The sequence below is a fragment of the Pseudoalteromonas sp. SCSIO_11900 genome (assembly GCF_000576475.1).
In the GTDB taxonomy this organism is placed as follows: Bacteria; Pseudomonadota; Gammaproteobacteria; order Enterobacterales; family Alteromonadaceae; genus Pseudoalteromonas; species Pseudoalteromonas tetraodonis.
Genome location: NZ_KK070023.1, coordinates 17,291 through 34,724 on the forward strand (window position 1 = coordinate 17,291; position 17,434 = coordinate 34,724).

Consider the following 17,434-nt stretch of genomic DNA (forward strand, 5'->3'; position numbering starts at 1 on the left):
TTATTCCTCGCCCTGGCTGTGTGATGATGGCATTGAATGATTACCCATTGCTTGATGCTCATTACTCATCTGCTGATGTTTACCCATAGCATGATGTTTTTTATTCATATCGCCATGCGCCTGCATGTATTTCATCACTATGGTATGAAATAAACCGTCATCAACCTTGCCATAGTAAGCAACTGGGTTGTTCTCACTTGCTTTTGCAAGCTCAACATAATTGGCATGAGTAAGGTTATTAGCGTTGCTTTTTACTTGTTCAACCCACTGGTTGAAGTCAGCTTTTGTTGGCGTTGCAATGGCATTAAATTTCATACCGGTAAAACCTGCGCCACTGTAATTAGCCGAAAAGCCTTTAAATGTGCCTGGCTGATTAGCAATTAAATGCAGCCTAGTTTCCATGCCCGCCATTGAGTAGATTTGACTACCTAACTGAGGGATGAAAAACGAGTTCATGGTACTTTCTGACGTGATTTTGTATTCAACCGGAACATTGGCTGGAAATACCAATTCATTCACCGTGGCAATACCTTGTTCAGGGTAAATAAATAGCCATTTCCAATTAAGTGACACCACTTCAACAGTAAGATGTTCACCTTTACCTTCTATCGGTTTATAGGGGTCAAGCTCTTGCGTTGACTGCCAGGTGATCACACCTAAAATAACAACAATAACAATAGGAACCGCCCATACAACAGCCTCAATCTTATTAGAGTGAGCCCATTTTGGTGCGTAAATTTCATGGTTTTGTGTGTCTCTGTATTTCCAAGCAAAATATAAAGTCATCACAATAACGGGGATCACAACTAACAACATAAGCACAGTGGCGATGATGATCAGATTTTTCTCATCAATACCTATCTGCCCTTTTGGGTCGAGTACCCCGCCATTACAGCCTGATAAAATCAGCGCCATACTAGCTAAAGCAATATTAAAAAGGTTACGAATTAACAAGGGACTATCCTAAAACCTAAAGAGTTTTTATTAGCTGCCAAAAATATTTAGCAACGATATTTGATAAAAACCCAAGTTAATTAATATTGAATTACAATAATGCAGAGCGAATGCAAGCATGAAGTATTGACCACTGGCTTAATAATAAACACCTAGCAGAACCAACCCAGCTTTTTAAACACATTAATATAACGCAATAAAAATTAACTTGGGTGAGGTGTGGTTGGCTGAGAGTGTGTAAAAAACACTAAGCTACAATGAAAGTAATCGTTATTTACAGCAAGAATAAATAATTAGATACCACAGGTGTAACCTATACCCATAAAATTAATGGGTAAACAGACAACCTGTAAAGCTAGGTGGAGCACGACAACCATGCGCAGCTTGCACGGGTTGCTGAACTTTAGCCTCGCTAAAAGCAAAGGCTGCTTTACGGAGGATTATCCCAGCACGACGCGCTGGAAACATGTGGAACAAGAGCCAACAAAGGCCAATAAGTAACTGACACGATAAGATGGGATGAGCTAAAAATTCGGCAATTGTCAGTAATAATGGCTCTATAAAAAAGCCATCACTGACCAATGCTTCAAGCCTAAAGGCATCCTCAATAGCGCCACTAAGCAACATAACGACATTAAAAACTAATAATGTTACAGCCACACTCACGCCCTTTTTCGCTTTTTTAAAGCGCTCATGCAACACTGACTTACCTAAGGTAAGCAAAGCGCTGGTATGAAACAAAGAAAGTGAGTTCAAAAACATTAACCTATTAAAATGACTAATAACAAAATTAGGTATACACCGTGGCAACAAAAAAGGTTGCAGCCGTAAAGCCTTATACAGTGACATGAAATACAGTCTCAACGCATTAGCATTATTTTGCCAAGCTAGTTTTGATCCGCATCAATAGAACTTTCAAAACTTACTGAAAGTTCGGGCATGAGTATAACAAAGAGAATTTTCTGTTCAAGATAAAAACACGATTATTTTATCGGCTGGTGATTTATTTATGCCGATATAAATAAAAAACCTCCCGTAGTGAGCTACGAGAGGTTTTTTGTTTAAACAGGGATACCCTATTTAAAGAATTTGGTTTTCTTTCCATACTTGCTCTTTGGCTAGACGCTTTTTGCGTTTATCACATGGATCATCGCAATCACATGCTTTATCAATACCTACAGAGCCTAGGCCTCCGCAGCTACTCGCCATCGATTTTCTTTGTACTATCATGCCTATCGCCATTGCAGCGACAATTAAAATAAGTAAGCCAAAGGTTAGAAAAAAAAGTGACATTGCTTAGCCCCTATTGTTCAGCAATAAAATGAGCCCAAACATCATATCTGAGCTCATTGCATTATATACCCTCATGATAAGGATATAAACCTAAAGACTATAAATAAGGCTTAAACGCAGGGCTTGAATAGGTGACTAACCCCTGTGCCGATTTCGCAATTAAATACACAGGTAAATCATGCTGCTGCGCATAACGTTGTGCCTTTTCCATGCCCATTACCGTTAAAGCAGTCGCTAAACCGTCCGCCGTCATTGCACTTGGGTGTAAAACAGTAACAGAGACTAAGTCGTGCTTAATCGGCATGCCTGACATTGGATCAATGAGATGCGTATAGGTTTCGCCATCCATAGTATAAAATATTCTATAATCGCCTGAGGTGGCAATGCCATTATTACCCGGTGTTAATACGCGGTGTACTTTGCGCTCGCCCGGATTTGCATCAGGTTGTTCAATTGCTATTCGCCATGCTTGATTGTCTGGTTTTGTACCAGCAATACGTAGCTCCCCGCCAATCTCAACCATGTAATCTGTAATGCCTTTGCTTTGTAATAGCTCAGCCACTTTATCAATACCATAGCCTTTTGCTGTAGCTGAAAACGACAACTCTAAATCAGCAACTGTTTTAGCTAACCCTTGCTCATTAAGGACCAGCTTATCTATACCAATGTTACTGACCATATTTGCCAGTGCTTCATCCGTTGGGCGTTTTGTTGGTTTTTTATCAGGACCAAACCCCCATAAATCAATTAGCGGTCCCATAGTCACATCGAGTGTTTTAGTTGAATCACCAATTCGTATAGATTCTGCAATAACCGCTCTAAAATCATCACTAATTGGCATTACTTGATTAGCACCTAAACGGTTAAAGGTGTTTATTTCTGAATCCTCAATATAGGTCGACATAGACTGGTTAATATCAACTAAAACCGCATCTATTTCTGCTTGTACTGCTTGAGGGTCCACTTGATCAGCGTAAAACTTGATGTGGTAAGTTGTCCCCATCGTTTTACCTTCAAGGTAAGCTTCTTCGTTGTGTTGTGAATTGCCACAACCGGTAATAAGTAACGTGGATATGATTAAAAATAAGGCTACCACGCCTTTAACTGTGCTTAATCGATTCATAATAGCCTACTTATAAAGGTTAAATAGAGTATCAACTAAAATCAGCGGTAAAGCCAAACTCAGTCAGTTGATATAAAAAAGCCTCATAACACTTAGTGCTATGAGGCTGGTATTTTAACTAAATTTATTTAGTTTGGGTATTAGCCACCGAAATCATCTAATAAGATGTTTTCGTCTTCTACACCTAAATCTTTAAGCATAGAGATAACTGCCGCATTCATCATTGGAGGACCACACATGTAGAACTCACAATCTTCAGGCGCTTCGTGATCTTTAAGATAGTTCTCAAATAACACGTTATGGATAAAGCCTGTGTAGCCTTCCCAGTTATCTTCTGGTTGCGGATCTGAAAGCGCTGTGTGCCAGACGAAGTTTTCGTTTTGCTCAGCTAGGCCGTCAAAATCTTCAACATAGAACATTTCACGCTTAGAACGCGCACCATACCAGAAACTAATTTTACGCTTAGAGTTTAAACGCTTAAGTTGGTCAAAGATATGTGAACGCATTGGTGCCATACCTGCACCACCACCTACGAATACCATTTCAGCGTCTGTGTCTTTAGCGAAGAACTCACCAAATGGACCAGAAATAGTTACTTTATCGCCTTCTTTAAGTGACCAAATATACGAAGACATTTTACCACATGGTAGGCTCAAGTTTCTTGGCGGCGGCGTAGCGATACGCACGTTAAGCATAATAATGCCTTCTTCTTCTGGATAGTTAGCCATTGAGTAAGCACGAATTGTTTCTTCGTCTACTTTTGACTCCAGGTCGAAGAAACCAAAATGGTTCCAATCGCCACGATACTCTTCAGGAATATCGAAATCAGCGTATTTAACATGGTGAGCTGGCGCTTCGATTTGGATGTAACCACCCGCACGGAACGGCACTGACTCGCCATCTGGAATTTGTAGCTTAAGTTCTTTGATGAACGTTGCTTTGTTATCGTTAGAGATAACTTCACAATCCCATTTTTTAACACCGAAAATTGACTCTTCAAGTTCAATTTCCATGTCATTTTTAACATTAACCTGACACGCTAAACGACAACCTTCACGTGCCTCACCTTTAGAGATGTGGTCAAGTTCAGTTGGCAGAATATCACCGCCACCTTCTTTAATGTGAACGCGACACTGACCACAAGAGCCACCGCCACCACATGCAGAAGATACGAAAATACCTGACTCAGATAGTGCACCTAATAGCTTACTACCTGCTGATGTTTTAATGGCTTTGTCTGGATCGCCATTAATACCGATGATGATGTCACCGCTTGCAACTAGCTTAGATTTAGCACCAATGATGATTAAAACTAGTATTACAACGATAGCGATAAAAACACCAACGCCTAAGAAAATATCCATGATTGACCTCGCTATTATTACAGTGAAATACCAGAGAATGACATAAAGCCAAGACCCATCAAGCCAACAGTGATAAAGGTAATACCTAGACCACGTAAACCATCTGGTACGTCTGAATACTTCATTTTCTCACGGATACCTGCAAGTAATGTAATTGCAAGCGCCCAACCCACACCAGCGCCAATACCATAAACAACAGACTCGCCGAAGTTATAGTTACGCTCAACCATGAATGATACCGCACCAAAAATTGCACAGTTAACTGTGATTAGTGGTAGGAAAATACCTAATGCGTTGTACAGCGGTGGGAAGAACTTATCTAATGCCATTTCAAGAATTTGCACCAGTGCAGCAATAACACCAATGAACGTTAAGAAACGTAAAAAGCTAAGATCCGCTTCTGGGTAACCAAGCCACTCTAATGCACCCGGTGCAAGTACCGCATGGTAAACCAAGTTATTAACCGGTACTGAAATACCTAATACAACAATAACCGCTACCCCTAGACCAATTGATGTAGTTACTTTTTTAGACACGGCTAAGAAAGTACACATACCTAGGAAGAAAGCTAACGCTAAGTTTTCAATAAAAACGGCTTTTACAAATAAACTAATATAATGTTCCACTTATCGCCCCTTACGCTTTAGCTTCTACTTGATCTTTCTTATAAGTACGAAGTACCCAAATGAATAAACCAATAATGAAGAATGCACTCGGTGGTAAGATCAATAGACCCATAGGTTGGTACCAACCACCATTTTGTACTAATGGAATAATATCAACACCGAATAGTGTTCCCTTACCAAATAGCTCACGAATGAAACCAACAGTAAGTAATACCACTGAGTAGCCTAAACCATTACCAATACCATCTAAGAATGACATAAGTGGTGGCGACTTCATTGCGTACGCTTCAGCACGACCCATTACAATACAGTTAGTAATGATTAGACCAACGAATACTGATAACTCTTTTGCCGTAGCGTAAGAGAAAGCTTGTAGTACTTGGTCAACCACGATTACTAATGATGCAATAATCGTCATCTGTACGATGATACGTACTGATGATGGGATATGGTTACGAATAGTCGAGATAAAAAGGCTAGAGAATGCAGTTACCAAGGTCAATGCGATTGACATGATTAATGCATTTTTTAAGCTAGACGTTACCGCTAGCGCAGAACAAATACCAAGTACTTGTAATGCGATTGGGTTGTTAGCGAAAACTGGACCGAATAGGACCGCCTTCATTTCTTTAGTATCAGCCATTAGTTCAATGCTCCTTTACGTACTTTCGCAAGGAAAGGGCCAAAGCCATTTTCGCCAGTCCAAAAGTCAACTGCATGGTCAACACCATTAGACGTTAATGTAGCACCTGAAAGACCGTCGATCTTGTGCTCATCACCGGCTGCAGTCCCTTTAACGATTTGGATTGGTAACTCTTTACCTTCCCACGTTGCAGTCCACTGTGGGTTTTGAATTTCACCACCTAAACCAGGTGTTTCGTTATGTTTGTAGAAAATAATGTCTTTAATAGTTTCGCCATCGCTTTCAAGCGAGATAAAACCGTACATTAAACCCCATAAACCATAACCCTGAATAGGAAGGATGATTGCATCAGTAGAGCCATCGTCTTTTTTAGAGATGTAAACAGGCGCACGTTTGGTAATACGTTGAATACCTGCGATGTCCTTAATCCCATTCTCTTTTAAAGATTTACTTAAATCAGCATCGTATTTGCTTTTTTCAAAGTCGAAATCTTCTACCGGCTCAGCAAACTCACCACTTTGCATATCAACAAAGCGAGTTTCGATTTTAGCTTCAAACGTTTCGGCAACGTTATCAACTTTACCAATACCAGCAGCAGCTAAGATATTACTTTGAATATCTTTTGCTTTATTTGCTTTTTGCAGAGGGCGAAGTTGCACAGACGTTAGCGACACAATAACTGCACACACTAAACATAATGAGACAACAACAGCTAGCGTTTTGCCAATTGATTCGTTATTACTAGACATTACGTGCCAACCTCCGCTTGATATTAGCTTGCACTACAAAGTGATCGAATAAAGGTGCAAACAAGTTAGCAAACAAGATTGCTAGCATGATGCCCTCTGGGTATGCAGGGTTTACTACACGGATCATAACTACCATAAAGCCAATAAGCGCACCGTATGCTAATTTACCTTTATCAGTAAATGCAGCAGATACAGGGTCAGTTGCCATAAAGAACATACCGAATGCAAAACCACCTAATACCATATGCCAATACCAAGGCATAGCAAACATAGCATTGGTTTCAGAACCAATAGTATTTAGTATTGATGAGGTTACTACCATACCTAGGAATACACCTAGCACGATACGCCAAGACGCGATACGTACATAAATTAGGAATAAACCACCAATAAGCACTGCTAGTGTAGACGTTTCGCCCATAGAACCTTGAATGAATCCGTAAAACGCATTCCACCAAAGCTCAATATCAGTCGCGTAATTTAACGTACCAGCAAACGCTTGACCAAGCATAGTCGCGCCAGAGAATGAATCTACGGCAGTCCATACTGTGTCACCTGAAATTTGTGCAGGGTATGCGAAGAATAAAAACGCACGACCAGCAAGCGCAGGGTTTAAGAAGTTACGACCTGTACCACCAAATATTTCTTTTGCGATAACTACACCAAAAGTAATACCTAGCGCAACTTGCCATAAAGGAATCGTTGCAGGCAGGATTAATGCAAATAATACAGAGGTTACGAAGAAACCTTCATTTACTTCATGCTTACGCACAGAAGCAAACAATACTTCCCAAAAACCACCGACAATAAAGGTTGTTGCATAAATAGGTAGGAAGAAACATGCTCCGTAGAACATTTTTGCGCCCCAACCAGCATCAACGGTTAACTCACCGCCTAATAACTGGAATAAACCTACTTGCCAAATGTTAGCTAGTTCAAAACCATTACCAAGCGCGATTGCCGCTTGATGACCAATATTGAACATACCAAAGAACATGGCAGGGAACGTCGCCATCCACACTAAAATCATCATGCGTTTTAGGTCAATGTTATCACGAACGTGAGTTGAACCTTTGTTTACGTAACCTGGCGTGTAAAAAATAGTCGCAGCGGCTTCATACAGCGCGTACCATTTCTCATGCTTACCACCTGGTTCAAAATGCGGTTCGATATCTTCTAAGAAAGTTTTTAAGCCCATTTTAGCCTTCCTTCTCGATCGTAGTTAAGCAATCGCGTAGGGCTGCGCCGTACTCGTATTTGCCAGGACAAACGAAGGTGCATAACGCTAAATCTTCTTCATCTAATTCAAGCGCACCTAATGAAATTGCACTATCTAAATCACGAGACAATAAGTCACGTAATAAAAGCGTTGGCAAAATATCAAGTGGCATAACACGCTCATAGCTTCCAAGTGGAACCATGGCACGTTTTGAACCGCCCGTAGACGTTGTCATTTTAAATAAACGACTCGGTGTAAGGTGAGACAAGAATGTACGCGTTACAGAGAATTTATCACTACCTGGTGCAATCCAGCCAAAAAATTCTTTTTCGCGACCTTCAAGTAAAACAGATACTTGAACATGGTAACGACCTAAGAATGCATGAACACCAGACGACGTAGCACCGGCAAGTACAGAACCAGAAATAACACGGTTATCACCGTCTTCTAATTCGCCTGCCACTAAGTCATCAAGTGAAGCACCTAATTGTGTTTTCACTAAACGAGGATTTTTAACGCGTGGACCTGCGAGAGAAACAACACGGTCTGTGTAAATTTCACCAGTAAGGAAAAGGTGACCATACGCAATAACGTCTTGGTAACCAATGTGCCAAACTTGCTTACTAGCAGATACTGGGTCAAGGTAATGGATATGAGTGCCAACAAGGCCAGCCGGATGCACGCCACCAAACTCATGCACTTCTACTTGAGCAATAGGTGAACTAGGAACTTGACTACCTGCTTGCTTACAAACAAATACTTTGCCATCGGTTAAACGTGACACAACAGCCAAACCTGCTTCAAATGCTTTCGCATTTTCAGCAATAATTACTGCAGGATCTGCAGCAAGTGGATTGGTATCGATAGCTGTCACAAAAATAGAGCTCGGATTTGCATCCAACGCTGCTACTTTACTAAATGGACGAGCACGAAGTGCTACCCATTGACCCGATTGAACTAGTACTTCTTTAGCTTTTTCACGATCTAAGCTGTTAAGCTCAGTTTCCGAGAAAGAACCAAAGGTGATTTGCTCACTGCCGTTTACTTCAATAACAACAGATTGCAGAACACGTTTAGCACCGCGATTAATTTCTTTTACTGTACCAGAAGCTGGTGCAGTAAATAATACGCCTGGGTTCTTTTTATCTTCAAAAAGTACCTGGCCTTTTTTGACTTGGTCATCCACACGAACATGCATGGTTGGACGCATACCGATAAACTCTTCACCTAGCACAGCTACACGTTTGACGGCAGAACCATCATGAATAACTTGCTGAGGTGCGCCCTCTAAGGGTAAATCCAGACCTTTTTTTATATTGATCATACGCACTTGCACTACATTAACGGAAAGAAACTGAAAAATCGTACCAACCACGCCGCTATTTGTATTATTGCAAGCTATATAAAATGACTCGCTAAAAATACCAAACAAGCAGCGCAGTAAAACTCCTCACATATTGCTTTGATTTTAACATTATTGTGGCTGACTATGCGAGTGTATTTATGAAAATTATACGAGAGAAACGTTTATTTAGTTTTGTAATTAACAATTAATAAAATACAAGCTAGACCAAAGTGGTAAATTAGCCAACAATTAGCAAATATTTTTTTAAATCAAAGCTAAAAAACAAAAAAGCCGCACAAGGCGACTTTTTCAAAAATGCGTTATCAGCGACAAGTTAGTCAATCATATTAGCAATAGGTGCAACAGGATTTACATCTTGTTCATAATCAACCGCGTCAATACCAAAACCAAACAAGCGTAAAAATTCATTATGGTAACCAATATAATCGGTTAACTCATCAATTGAGTTTGTATCTACACTATCCCAAATGGCTTGAACGCGAGATTGAACATCATCTTCCAGCTCTTTGTAGTTTTGGAATAAATGCCCGCCCTCATCAAAGCGAGGTGAATCACCATATAAGTTCTCACTAAATAGCGCATGAATTTGCTCAATGGTGCCTTCATACGTGCCATCAGCCTTCATCACTTTAAATAAGGCAGAAATATAAAGTGGCATGATTGGAATTGCAGAGCTTGCTTGAGTAACAACCGCATTAAGCGATGAAACGTAGGCTTCACCATTTAAATCTTGGGTAGCAGCTTTAATAGCAGCAGTGGCACGGTCTAAATCTTCTTTGGCTTTACCAATTGTTGCATGACCGTAAATTGGCCACGTTAGTTCTTTACCAATATAAGTGTAAGCTGTGGTTTTAAAGTTATCTGCTAATACATCAGCGTTCTTAAGTGCGTCAATCCACATTTCCCAATCTTCGCCACCCATTACTTTAATGGTGTTGTCGATATCGTCTTGGTTTGCCGCTTCAACAGTTACTTCATCAATTTCACGCTTTGACGTATTCAAGTTTTTAGTGGTTACCGCATTACCAATTGGCTTAAGCGTTGAAGAAAACACTTCGCCGGTATTTGGATCAGTACGACGAGGTGACGCTAAGCTGTAAATAATACAGTCAACTTTACCTAATTCAGCTTTAATGGTGTCGATTGCTTTTTGTTTAATTTCGTTAGAAAACGCATCACCATTAATATTTTTTGACCATAAACCTTCAGCTTCAGCGGCTGCTTGAAACGCCGCCGTATTATACCAACCCGCAGAGCCTGTTTTACGCTCAGTGCCTTCTTTTTCAAAGAAAACACCTAATGTTTTAGCGCCACCACCAAATGCAGCGGTAATGCGAGACGCTAGGCCATAACCTGTAGACGCACCAATAACTAATACATTTTTAGGTGCATTTTTTAACGCCCCTTGCTGCTTAACATAATTAATTTGTTCTTGTACATGCTTTGCACAGCCTACTGGGTGTGCATTGGTGCAGATAAATCCGCGAATTTTAGGCTTAATGACCATTGATCATCCTATATCTTTTACAATAAAAATTAGCGCTAGTTTAAAGGCTAAAACAAAAAAAACTGATCTGATCAGTTACTCACTGCTCAAACCAATTCACTATACCTGTTATCCAACTTTTGAGCCGCCCATGCAATTAGGTGACTGCGGCGCTTCGCCGTCGTGCTCTGTAAATTCCTCAGGAGTATAAGTGTGCATCGCAAGCGCATGAATATGATTTGCCAGCTCATCTTTTAAAATTTCGTTAATTTCACGATGACGCTGCAATAATCGCTTACCAGCAAATTCCTGACTAACTACAATCACTTTAAAGTGTGATTCAGTGCCTGCACTGTGCATATGGCTTTCGTTGATCACATTTAAATGCTTGCACGCAATCGCATCGGCTAGCTTGTTACGTATTTGTTGTTGCATTGACATAAAAACCATCCTCAAAATTCAGTTATGGGCTTACTATAACAACTGCGGCTATACCATGGCTAATGCTATTTAACTGAAACTATTATTATAGTCTGTTGACCTTTCAAGATTAAATCTGCAGCAACCTGTTTAGTATTTAGGCAAGGCAGAGCTTATGTGGTGTAGTTATTCCCCATAAATAGGCGATAACGCAGCATCAATGCCAAACAGGCGCTGCCCTTCGGGTTCTGCCTAGGGGCGATTTACTCTTTTGTTGCCTACATGGATGTAGGTAAGGGGCGTGAGCAGGACGCGTAAGCTTTGCTCGGTTTTTACTTATTCTTACATGGATGTAAGCCAGTAGAATAACGAAGGAGCAGTTATCGAGCCCACTAGGTTACAAACCTCGCGCCGCGATTAAACCGCTCCTAGTTTGAACAAATTATAATCCGCAAAGATCAACAGACCCTGATATAGCGAAACGTTAAACTTATTCGAGGGTGTTTAAGCGTTGTTTGTTTGGGCAATGCATGTTGGTAATTTTGTTGGCTTTGGCCGCTCATTATTAAACAGCTACCACTTTGTAATTTAATGTTAGTAATGCTGTTACTTACTTTGTGTTTAAGTTTAAATAATCGCTCTGCGCCAAGCGATACACAGGCTATGGTAGGCTCAGACCCTAGTTGCGCCTCATCATCGCTATGCCAGCCCATACTATCGTGGCCATCTCGATAGTAATTAACCAAAATTGAATTAAACGGTTGCTGTAGGTAATTTTCTAAACGTGTTCGCATAGCAAGTAATACGTCTGGCCAAGGCTCTAAATCGAGTTTATGCCCAGAATAGCCGTACTCAAGATTCTCTTCGCTGATAAAACATTGCAACCTTGGTATTGGCCCCGTTTTGCCAAACACCGTGATATTTGGTTGTTGCCAATTTAAGTTTTGCTGCAAATAATAAAATAAACCGAGGCTTTTTTGCGCACTAAGCACCCTACTTTGATAAGAAAAGCCATTTGGTAACAGTTGGGGGTTGGCGTTTGGCGGTTGCATGTTAGAATTTACCTATCATTTGATTACCGATCATTAAACTATTATGACTACGCAAGCTACGCTCGGCGATAACACCTTTACTCTTGAACGCTTTCCTTTGGATCAAAAAAACCGCAGCTTACAAGCGTGGGATTCAGCAGACGAATACCTCATTGACTATGTTAATGAACACTACCCTGATTGTCGCTCGTTACTGATCTTAAACGACAGCTTTGGTGCACTTAGCTGTTATTTTAGCAAACAACAATTAACTGTTTGTTCAGTAAACGACTCTTACATTAGCCATCAGGCGGCGGCTCATAACTTAGCGCAAAACAAAATTGCAACAACTGCGTTTAGCCAGCTTGATAGTTTATCGGCTTTGCCCGAACAAGTAGACCTAGTGTTGGTAAAAGTACCACGCACATTGGCTTTTTTACAATATCAGTTATCTGAATTAAGCGAGGTACTGGCGCCCGGTACACCGGTTATTGGCGCAGCAAAAACTAAAGACGTGCATAACTCTACTATAAAAGCATTTGAAGATTTTATTGGTGAGACGAAAACAAGCCTCGCAGTAAAAAAATCACGCTTAATTATTAGCCAAGCCGCTGGCGGTTATAAAGGCGCAGATTTCCCAGTCAGCTGGCCACTCGAAGGCACTGATTTTACAATAAGCAATCATGCCAATGTGTTTTCACGTGATTCACTTGATATTGGCGCACGTTTCTTTTTCAATTATTTGCCACAAACAAATAAAGCCAAAAATATTATAGATTTAGGCTGTGGTAATGGCGTGGTTGGTTTAATGACATTAGCGCGCTGTCCTAATGCTCATATTAGCTTTGTTGATGAATCATATATGGCGGTTGAATCAGCTCGACTCAACATTGAATTAAACATGGAAGACAAGTTTGAACAATGTACTTTTATAGAGAATGATTGTTTAACTGACTTTGAACGTAAAAGTGCTGATATTGTATTGTGTAATCCGCCATTTCACCAAGCACAAGCGGTTACCGACCACATAGCATGGCAAATGTTTAAACAAGCAAAAGACACATTAAAAGAAGGTGGCGAGTTGCGTATTATTGGCAACCGTCATTTAGATTATCATGGCAAACTAAACCGTATGTTTGGTAACTGTACTTTATTAGGCTCTAATAAAAAGTTTGTGGTACTCAGCGCAACTAAAAATAGTGGGACGTTATAAATGAAACTCATAAAGATATTATTGAGCTGTTGTACTTTAGTGGTTTTTTCGGGATGTGCCAATCAGCCTAATCAACTTATTCTTAACCCTGTGTATAAAAGTGGTCAAATAAGCTCAATCAATAACAGCTTAAACACCAGCGTGATTGATTTACGTGGTGACAGTGCAACCTTAAAGTTGATTGAATCGAGCAAAACAAAAACCATTGCCAGCACGGGTATTACTGAGTCAGTTAAAAGTGCACTAGACAGTGCGCTTAGTCGCAATGGCGCCAGCATTTCTAATTTAGCGCAATTGCGCTTTGAGTTAGATATTCACACGCTGCAAGCGGTAGTTACAGAAAAGCTAATGAGCCATACCAGTGAAGCCAAGATTGAATTTGAAGTGCGGGTGATTCGCCCGACCAGTAATTTTAGTAAACGCTACAGCGGTAATGCTAATTTATCTGGACCACTTGGTCATGATAGAGCAAAAATTGAAGGTCAGCTCAATAAGTTGACTGAGCAGTTAATTACCCGCATTGTATCTGACCCTGAATTAATTGCATTTTTAGAAGGTTAATAATGAAGCAACTTTTTTTAATCTGCGTAAGCTTATTTTTTAGCGTAAATAGTTTAGCGGCACAAGAAGGCCGTTTTGTGCAAAAAGATAACATTTTTCCTCGGGTAGAAATTGTGACATCGTTGGGCAGCATTGTGGTTGAATTAGACCGCTCAAGAGCCCCTATTACGGTCAATAACTTTTTGACGTACGTGTCGGATAAAAGCTATCAAGGCAGCGTGTTTCATCGTGTAGAACGCGATGTAGAAAATGATCGTGATTTTGTAATTCAAGGCGGTGGTTATGATAAAGATTACGATGGCCTACATGAAAACGACCCTATTTTTAATGAAAGCGGTAACGGCTTAACAAACGATATGTATAGCATTGCGATGGCTTATCAAGACCGTGAACCACACTCAGGAACGCGTCAGTTTTTTTTTAATATGGATGATAACGATCATTTAAACCCTGGCCGTGATTGGGGATTTGCCGTGTTTGGCAGTGTGATGGAAGGCTATGAAACACTCGATAAAATCATGGCTGTAAAAACCGGATTTAATGACAAAATTGGCTACAACTTTGTACCCGAAAAACCGGTCGTTATATTAAATATTAAGGTGCTTGAGCAAGTTCCTTTATAACTTTTTTAACAAGAGCAGCCTTAGCTGCTCTTTGTATAAGCCAATGAGCCTCTATGAATAGCACACTTTCTGTTAGCGAATACTTTTCTTATTTTAAAGATAAACGTTTGATTAATGTTTTTATATTTGGAATGAGCAGTGGCTTTCCGTGGGTATTAATTGGCTCAGTAATGTCGGCATGGCTTAAAGATGAGGGCTTGAGCCGCAGCATGATTGGCCTATTTGGCATTGTGTTTGGTGCCTACAGCATCAACTTTTTATGGTCACCTTTAATAGACCGCACTAAACTGCCCTTTTTATATAATTGGCTTGGTCAGCGCCGTAGTTGGATCCTGTTTTGCCAAAGCTTTATTTTGCTTGGCACATTGCTACTTGCAGGACTTGATTTGAAAGCAAACCTAGCGGTTGCCGCCGCACTTTGCTTGTTAATCGCCATAGCCTCTGCAACGCAAGATATTGCAATTGACGCCTTTCGAATAGACACCCTTAGTGAAAATGAATCTCACAAAGCCACCGCGGCGGCTGCAATGGCCACCTCAGGTTGGTGGACTGGCTATGCTTTATTAGGAGCTGTGCCTTTTTACATGGCTGATATGCCAAATATTGACTGGCCACAGGTGTATTATTTTTTATCCGCGATTATGCTGTTATTAATTAGCTGTGTATTTTGGGCTAAAGAGCCACAATCAAATCGCGAAGCCGTACATGCCGAACTAGAACGTGTTTATCTTGAAAAACTCGCCGCAACTAAACAAACACCACTAACAAAAACGCTCGCATGGCTAGGCGTTACCGTGGTTGATCCGTTTAAAACCTTTTTTGCTAAAAATGGCGTTAAAACCGCGTTGGCGCTGCTGGCGTTTATTTTCTTATTTAAGATTGGTGAAGCATTTTTAGCGCGGATGTCGATTGTATTTTATAAAGAAGTTGGCTTCAGTAATACGCAAATAGCAAATTACTCAAAACTCGGCACGGGGTTAATCACCATTTTATTTGCCTTTTTGGGCAGTATTTTTAACCATAAATATGGCATTGTGAAAGGCTTATTTATTAGTGGCGTAGCCATGGCAGCATCTAACTTAATGTTTTCTTGGATTGCCTTAGCTGGTCCACAAGAGCACTTATATGCAATGGCAATTGTAGTTGATGGCTTTACCCAAGCTTGGTCTTTAGTGGCAATGGTTGCCTTTATATCTATGTTGTGTGACAGAGCGTTTAGCGCTACTCATTACGCGCTATTGGCATCATTGGGTAATTTAGGGCGTACGTTATTATCGAGTTACAGCGGTGTGGTTATTGATGATTGGCTAATGGGGAATTGGTCATTGTTCTTTGTATTAACTGCGCTTATGGTTTTACCCTCATTAGTGTTTTTATTTCTAATTAGGCACAAACTATATTCACTAGAGCAAAATTATCATAAAAATACCTAATGCATCCCTGCACTAGTATTGGCTGTAGACGCTAATTTAACTTTACGATTAGAGCCAAAAAGAAAGCGTTAGTCAGCTTTAATTAAGCTTAATGCTTCATACGGGTCGACTTCTAATGCATTACAGTAGCGAACAAACTCAATTACATCTAAACGACGTTCCTGATTTTCAATTTTGCCAATAAAAGAATGTGGCGTACCCAAGATTTGCGCTAAGCTGCGCATGGTGTAGCCTTTTTCATGGCGTTTAGTTTTAAGCCACTTTGTTAATTTTGCATTTTCTTCCGAAGATACGGTTTTACCCATCATATACAACTCCTACTCGTTGTTTAAATATACATATAGCTAAGCGCTTAAAATCGCCAACACTGTAAAACTACAACCACTCACTAAAGCGCAGTGTAAACGCTTACAATTCAACCAATAAAAAACGCTCAAATATGTATTAACACTTTATTATTGTGAAAAATGAAACCTTGCCCGTTTCACTCTTGGATACATTATATACCATTCACCGTTGATCTGAATGATTAATTAGTAATTATGCGATTAAAGTTTAACAACAAATATTTACTAAGTCTGAATAAGGTTAAATATTTTATAACTTTTTTGTTTCATTTAAATATAAGCCGTTTATTATTAACTTATTATTTGCTTAAAAAGGCTAAATCATGTTTAGACTACTTTTTTTACTGCCTATTATTTTATGCTTGGGCTGGTACTTTTTTTTGCGCCATTATGCAATTCCAATCAAACAGGGTAAAAAAGGCTTTATCTATATTTTAGTCTTCTCTGCGTTTGTGCTTGGCTTTTTTGTGTTAATGATGCAAATAACAGAATACAGCCCAACTGAGTTATGATTTTTTAAGCACATAAAAAAACCGCTGATTAAGCGGTTTTTTTGGATAACGATATTTTTATACGCTAAAACTAGCGCCACAGCCACACGTTGTTGTGGCATTAGGGTTAGAGACAAAAAAGCGTGCCCCTTCTAATCCCTCGGTGTAATCAACTTCACCATCAACTAAATATTGGATACTCATAGGGTCAATGACTAAGGTAACCCCGTTTTTAACAATTTCTAAATCGCCAGGATTCGCTTTTTCATCAAAAGTAAAACCGTATTGAAAACCTGAACAACCACCGCCTGTGACATAAACACGCAGTTTTAGATCTGGGTTTTCTTCTTCGTCGATTAACTGTTTAACACGCACAGCGGCTGCGTCGCTAAACTTAATGGGTAATTCTTCAGACATTTTATAACCCTCAATACCTTTATACTAATGCACCAGATTATCTAATACCTGAGTGTTTTAATCAAGTATAGTAAG

Annotated in this window: 20 protein-coding genes; 5 read left to right on the forward strand and 15 right to left on the reverse strand. The window is 40.0% G+C overall.

Annotated elements, in window-relative coordinates; genetic code table 11:
* The 13 genes from cyoA to BG00_RS00140 form a co-directional block, all read right to left on the reverse strand.
* Positions 1-954, reverse strand: a complete 954-nt coding sequence (cyoA, locus tag BG00_RS00080) for a ubiquinol oxidase subunit II (RefSeq protein ID WP_036979654.1) — start codon at positions 952-954, stop codon at positions 1-3.
* Positions 955-1,281: 327 nt separating this feature from the next.
* Positions 1,282-1,710: a hypothetical protein gene (locus BG00_RS00085; protein WP_013464351.1), complete on the reverse strand. Its 429-nt coding sequence runs from the start codon at positions 1,708-1,710 to the stop codon at positions 1,282-1,284.
* Positions 1,711-2,034: 324 nt separating this feature from the next.
* Positions 2,035-2,247: a (Na+)-NQR maturation NqrM gene (gene nqrM, locus BG00_RS00090; RefSeq protein WP_010391098.1), complete on the reverse strand. Its 213-nt coding sequence runs from the start codon at positions 2,245-2,247 to the stop codon at positions 2,035-2,037.
* Positions 2,248-2,344: 97 nt separating this feature from the next.
* A complete protein-coding gene (locus tag BG00_RS00095) occupies positions 2,345-3,370 on the reverse strand; it encodes an FAD:protein FMN transferase (RefSeq protein WP_036979656.1) in 1,026 nt (341 codons plus the stop codon).
* Positions 3,371-3,510: 140 nt separating this feature from the next.
* Positions 3,511-4,734 carry an NADH:ubiquinone reductase (Na(+)-transporting) subunit F gene (nqrF, locus tag BG00_RS00100; RefSeq protein WP_036979658.1) on the reverse strand — a complete coding sequence of 408 codons (1,224 nt, stop codon included), beginning with the start codon at positions 4,732-4,734 and terminating at the stop codon, positions 3,511-3,513.
* Between the two features lie 17 nt (positions 4,735-4,751).
* Positions 4,752-5,360: an NADH:ubiquinone reductase (Na(+)-transporting) subunit E gene (gene nqrE / locus BG00_RS00105; RefSeq protein WP_036979660.1), complete on the reverse strand. Its 609-nt coding sequence runs from the start codon at positions 5,358-5,360 to the stop codon at positions 4,752-4,754.
* A 10-nt stretch (positions 5,361-5,370) separates the two neighbouring features.
* A complete protein-coding gene (locus tag BG00_RS00110; RefSeq protein WP_036979663.1) occupies positions 5,371-6,003 on the reverse strand; it encodes an NADH:ubiquinone reductase (Na(+)-transporting) subunit D in 633 nt (210 codons plus the stop codon).
* Positions 6,003-6,752, reverse strand: coding sequence for a Na(+)-translocating NADH-quinone reductase subunit C (locus BG00_RS00115; RefSeq protein ID WP_024601889.1), 750 nt, complete (start codon positions 6,750-6,752; stop codon positions 6,003-6,005). Before BG00_RS00115 ends, BG00_RS00110 begins: the two co-directional genes overlap by 1 nt.
* On the reverse strand, positions 6,745-7,950 hold the full coding sequence (locus BG00_RS00120; RefSeq protein ID WP_036979666.1) for an NADH:ubiquinone reductase (Na(+)-transporting) subunit B: 1,206 nt from the start codon (positions 7,948-7,950) through the stop codon (positions 6,745-6,747). Before BG00_RS00120 ends, BG00_RS00115 begins: the two co-directional genes overlap by 8 nt.
* Before the next feature lies 1 nt (position 7,951).
* Positions 7,952-9,295: a Na(+)-translocating NADH-quinone reductase subunit A gene (locus BG00_RS00125; protein ID WP_036983299.1), complete on the reverse strand. Its 1,344-nt coding sequence runs from the start codon at positions 9,293-9,295 to the stop codon at positions 7,952-7,954.
* A 355-nt stretch (positions 9,296-9,650) separates the two neighbouring features.
* Entirely contained in the window at positions 9,651-10,844 is a 1,194-nt protein-coding gene (fabV, locus tag BG00_RS00130) for an enoyl-ACP reductase FabV (protein WP_036979669.1), read from the reverse strand.
* Between the two features lie 108 nt (positions 10,845-10,952).
* Entirely contained in the window at positions 10,953-11,264 is a 312-nt protein-coding gene (locus BG00_RS00135; RefSeq protein ID WP_036979671.1) for a BolA family protein, read from the reverse strand.
* A 437-nt stretch (positions 11,265-11,701) separates the two neighbouring features.
* Complete coding sequence (locus BG00_RS00140) at positions 11,702-12,295, reverse strand: alpha-ketoglutarate-dependent dioxygenase AlkB family protein (protein ID WP_036979672.1); 594 nt, start codon at positions 12,293-12,295, stop codon at positions 11,702-11,704.
* 43 nt (positions 12,296-12,338) lie between these two features.
* On the opposite strand from BG00_RS00140, the gene BG00_RS00145 reads away from it, so the two are divergent.
* Genes BG00_RS00145 through BG00_RS00160 form a run of 4 tightly spaced genes read left to right on the forward strand, consistent with a single transcriptional unit; the run spans position 12,339 to position 16,104 of the window.
* Positions 12,339-13,487 (forward strand): methyltransferase, encoded by a 1,149-nt coding sequence (locus tag BG00_RS00145; protein ID WP_036979673.1) that lies wholly within the window; start codon positions 12,339-12,341, stop codon positions 13,485-13,487.
* Entirely contained in the window at positions 13,488-14,048 is a 561-nt protein-coding gene (locus BG00_RS00150; protein WP_036979675.1) for a YajG family lipoprotein, read from the forward strand. It begins immediately after the preceding gene.
* Positions 14,049-14,050: 2 nt separating this feature from the next.
* Positions 14,051-14,671, forward strand: coding sequence for a peptidylprolyl isomerase (locus BG00_RS00155; RefSeq protein WP_008111880.1), 621 nt, complete (start codon positions 14,051-14,053; stop codon positions 14,669-14,671).
* A gap of 53 nt (positions 14,672-14,724) precedes the next feature.
* Entirely contained in the window at positions 14,725-16,104 is a 1,380-nt protein-coding gene (locus tag BG00_RS00160) for an AmpG family muropeptide MFS transporter (RefSeq protein WP_036979678.1), read from the forward strand.
* A 68-nt stretch (positions 16,105-16,172) separates the two neighbouring features.
* On the opposite strand, the gene BG00_RS00165 is transcribed toward BG00_RS00160, so the two are convergent.
* Positions 16,173-16,412 carry a helix-turn-helix domain-containing protein gene (locus tag BG00_RS00165; protein WP_008111877.1) on the reverse strand — a complete coding sequence of 80 codons (240 nt, stop codon included), beginning with the start codon at positions 16,410-16,412 and terminating at the stop codon, positions 16,173-16,175.
* Positions 16,413-16,774: 362 nt separating this feature from the next.
* Here BG00_RS00165 and BG00_RS00170 point away from each other — a divergent pair, with 362 nt between their 5' ends.
* Entirely contained in the window at positions 16,775-16,963 is a 189-nt protein-coding gene (locus tag BG00_RS00170; protein WP_036979680.1) for a hypothetical protein, read from the forward strand.
* A 57-nt stretch (positions 16,964-17,020) separates the two neighbouring features.
* On the opposite strand, the gene erpA is transcribed toward BG00_RS00170, so the two are convergent.
* Positions 17,021-17,359, reverse strand: a complete 339-nt coding sequence (erpA, locus tag BG00_RS00175; protein ID WP_002958911.1) for an iron-sulfur cluster insertion protein ErpA — start codon at positions 17,357-17,359, stop codon at positions 17,021-17,023.
* Positions 17,360-17,434: the final 75 nt, after the last annotated feature.

What these genes read in the sequence shown, in the direction of transcription:
- BG00_RS00125 (WP_036983299.1), bottom strand. Translation starts at nt 9,295, where the DNA reads ATGATCAATATAAAAAAAGGTCTGGATTTACCCTTAGAGGGCGCACCT.
- BG00_RS00140 (WP_036979672.1), bottom strand. Translation starts at nt 12,295, where the DNA reads ATGCAACCGCCAAACGCCAACCCCCAACTGTTACCAAATGGCTTTTCT.
- fabV (WP_036979669.1), bottom strand. Translation starts at nt 10,844, where the DNA reads ATGGTCATTAAGCCTAAAATTCGCGGATTTATCTGCACCAATGCACAC.
- erpA (WP_002958911.1), bottom strand. Translation starts at nt 17,359, where the DNA reads ATGTCTGAAGAATTACCCATTAAGTTTAGCGACGCAGCCGCTGTGCGT.
- BG00_RS00115 (WP_024601889.1), bottom strand. Translation starts at nt 6,752, where the DNA reads ATGTCTAGTAATAACGAATCAATTGGCAAAACGCTAGCTGTTGTTGTC.
- BG00_RS00120 (WP_036979666.1), bottom strand. Translation starts at nt 7,950, where the DNA reads ATGGGCTTAAAAACTTTCTTAGAAGATATCGAACCGCATTTTGAACCA.
- BG00_RS00155 (WP_008111880.1), top strand. Translation starts at nt 14,051, where the DNA reads ATGAAGCAACTTTTTTTAATCTGCGTAAGCTTATTTTTTAGCGTAAAT.
- nqrF (WP_036979658.1), bottom strand. Translation starts at nt 4,734, where the DNA reads ATGGATATTTTCTTAGGCGTTGGTGTTTTTATCGCTATCGTTGTAATA.
- BG00_RS00145 (WP_036979673.1), top strand. Translation starts at nt 12,339, where the DNA reads ATGACTACGCAAGCTACGCTCGGCGATAACACCTTTACTCTTGAACGC.
- BG00_RS00110 (WP_036979663.1), bottom strand. Translation starts at nt 6,003, where the DNA reads ATGGCTGATACTAAAGAAATGAAGGCGGTCCTATTCGGTCCAGTTTTC.
- BG00_RS00165 (WP_008111877.1), bottom strand. Translation starts at nt 16,412, where the DNA reads ATGATGGGTAAAACCGTATCTTCGGAAGAAAATGCAAAATTAACAAAG.
- BG00_RS00135 (WP_036979671.1), bottom strand. Translation starts at nt 11,264, where the DNA reads ATGTCAATGCAACAACAAATACGTAACAAGCTAGCCGATGCGATTGCG.
- BG00_RS00095 (WP_036979656.1), bottom strand. Translation starts at nt 3,370, where the DNA reads ATGAATCGATTAAGCACAGTTAAAGGCGTGGTAGCCTTATTTTTAATC.
- BG00_RS00170 (WP_036979680.1), top strand. Translation starts at nt 16,775, where the DNA reads ATGTTTAGACTACTTTTTTTACTGCCTATTATTTTATGCTTGGGCTGG.
- nqrM (WP_010391098.1), bottom strand. Translation starts at nt 2,247, where the DNA reads ATGTCACTTTTTTTTCTAACCTTTGGCTTACTTATTTTAATTGTCGCT.
- BG00_RS00150 (WP_036979675.1), top strand. Translation starts at nt 13,488, where the DNA reads ATGAAACTCATAAAGATATTATTGAGCTGTTGTACTTTAGTGGTTTTT.
- BG00_RS00160 (WP_036979678.1), top strand. Translation starts at nt 14,725, where the DNA reads ATGAATAGCACACTTTCTGTTAGCGAATACTTTTCTTATTTTAAAGAT.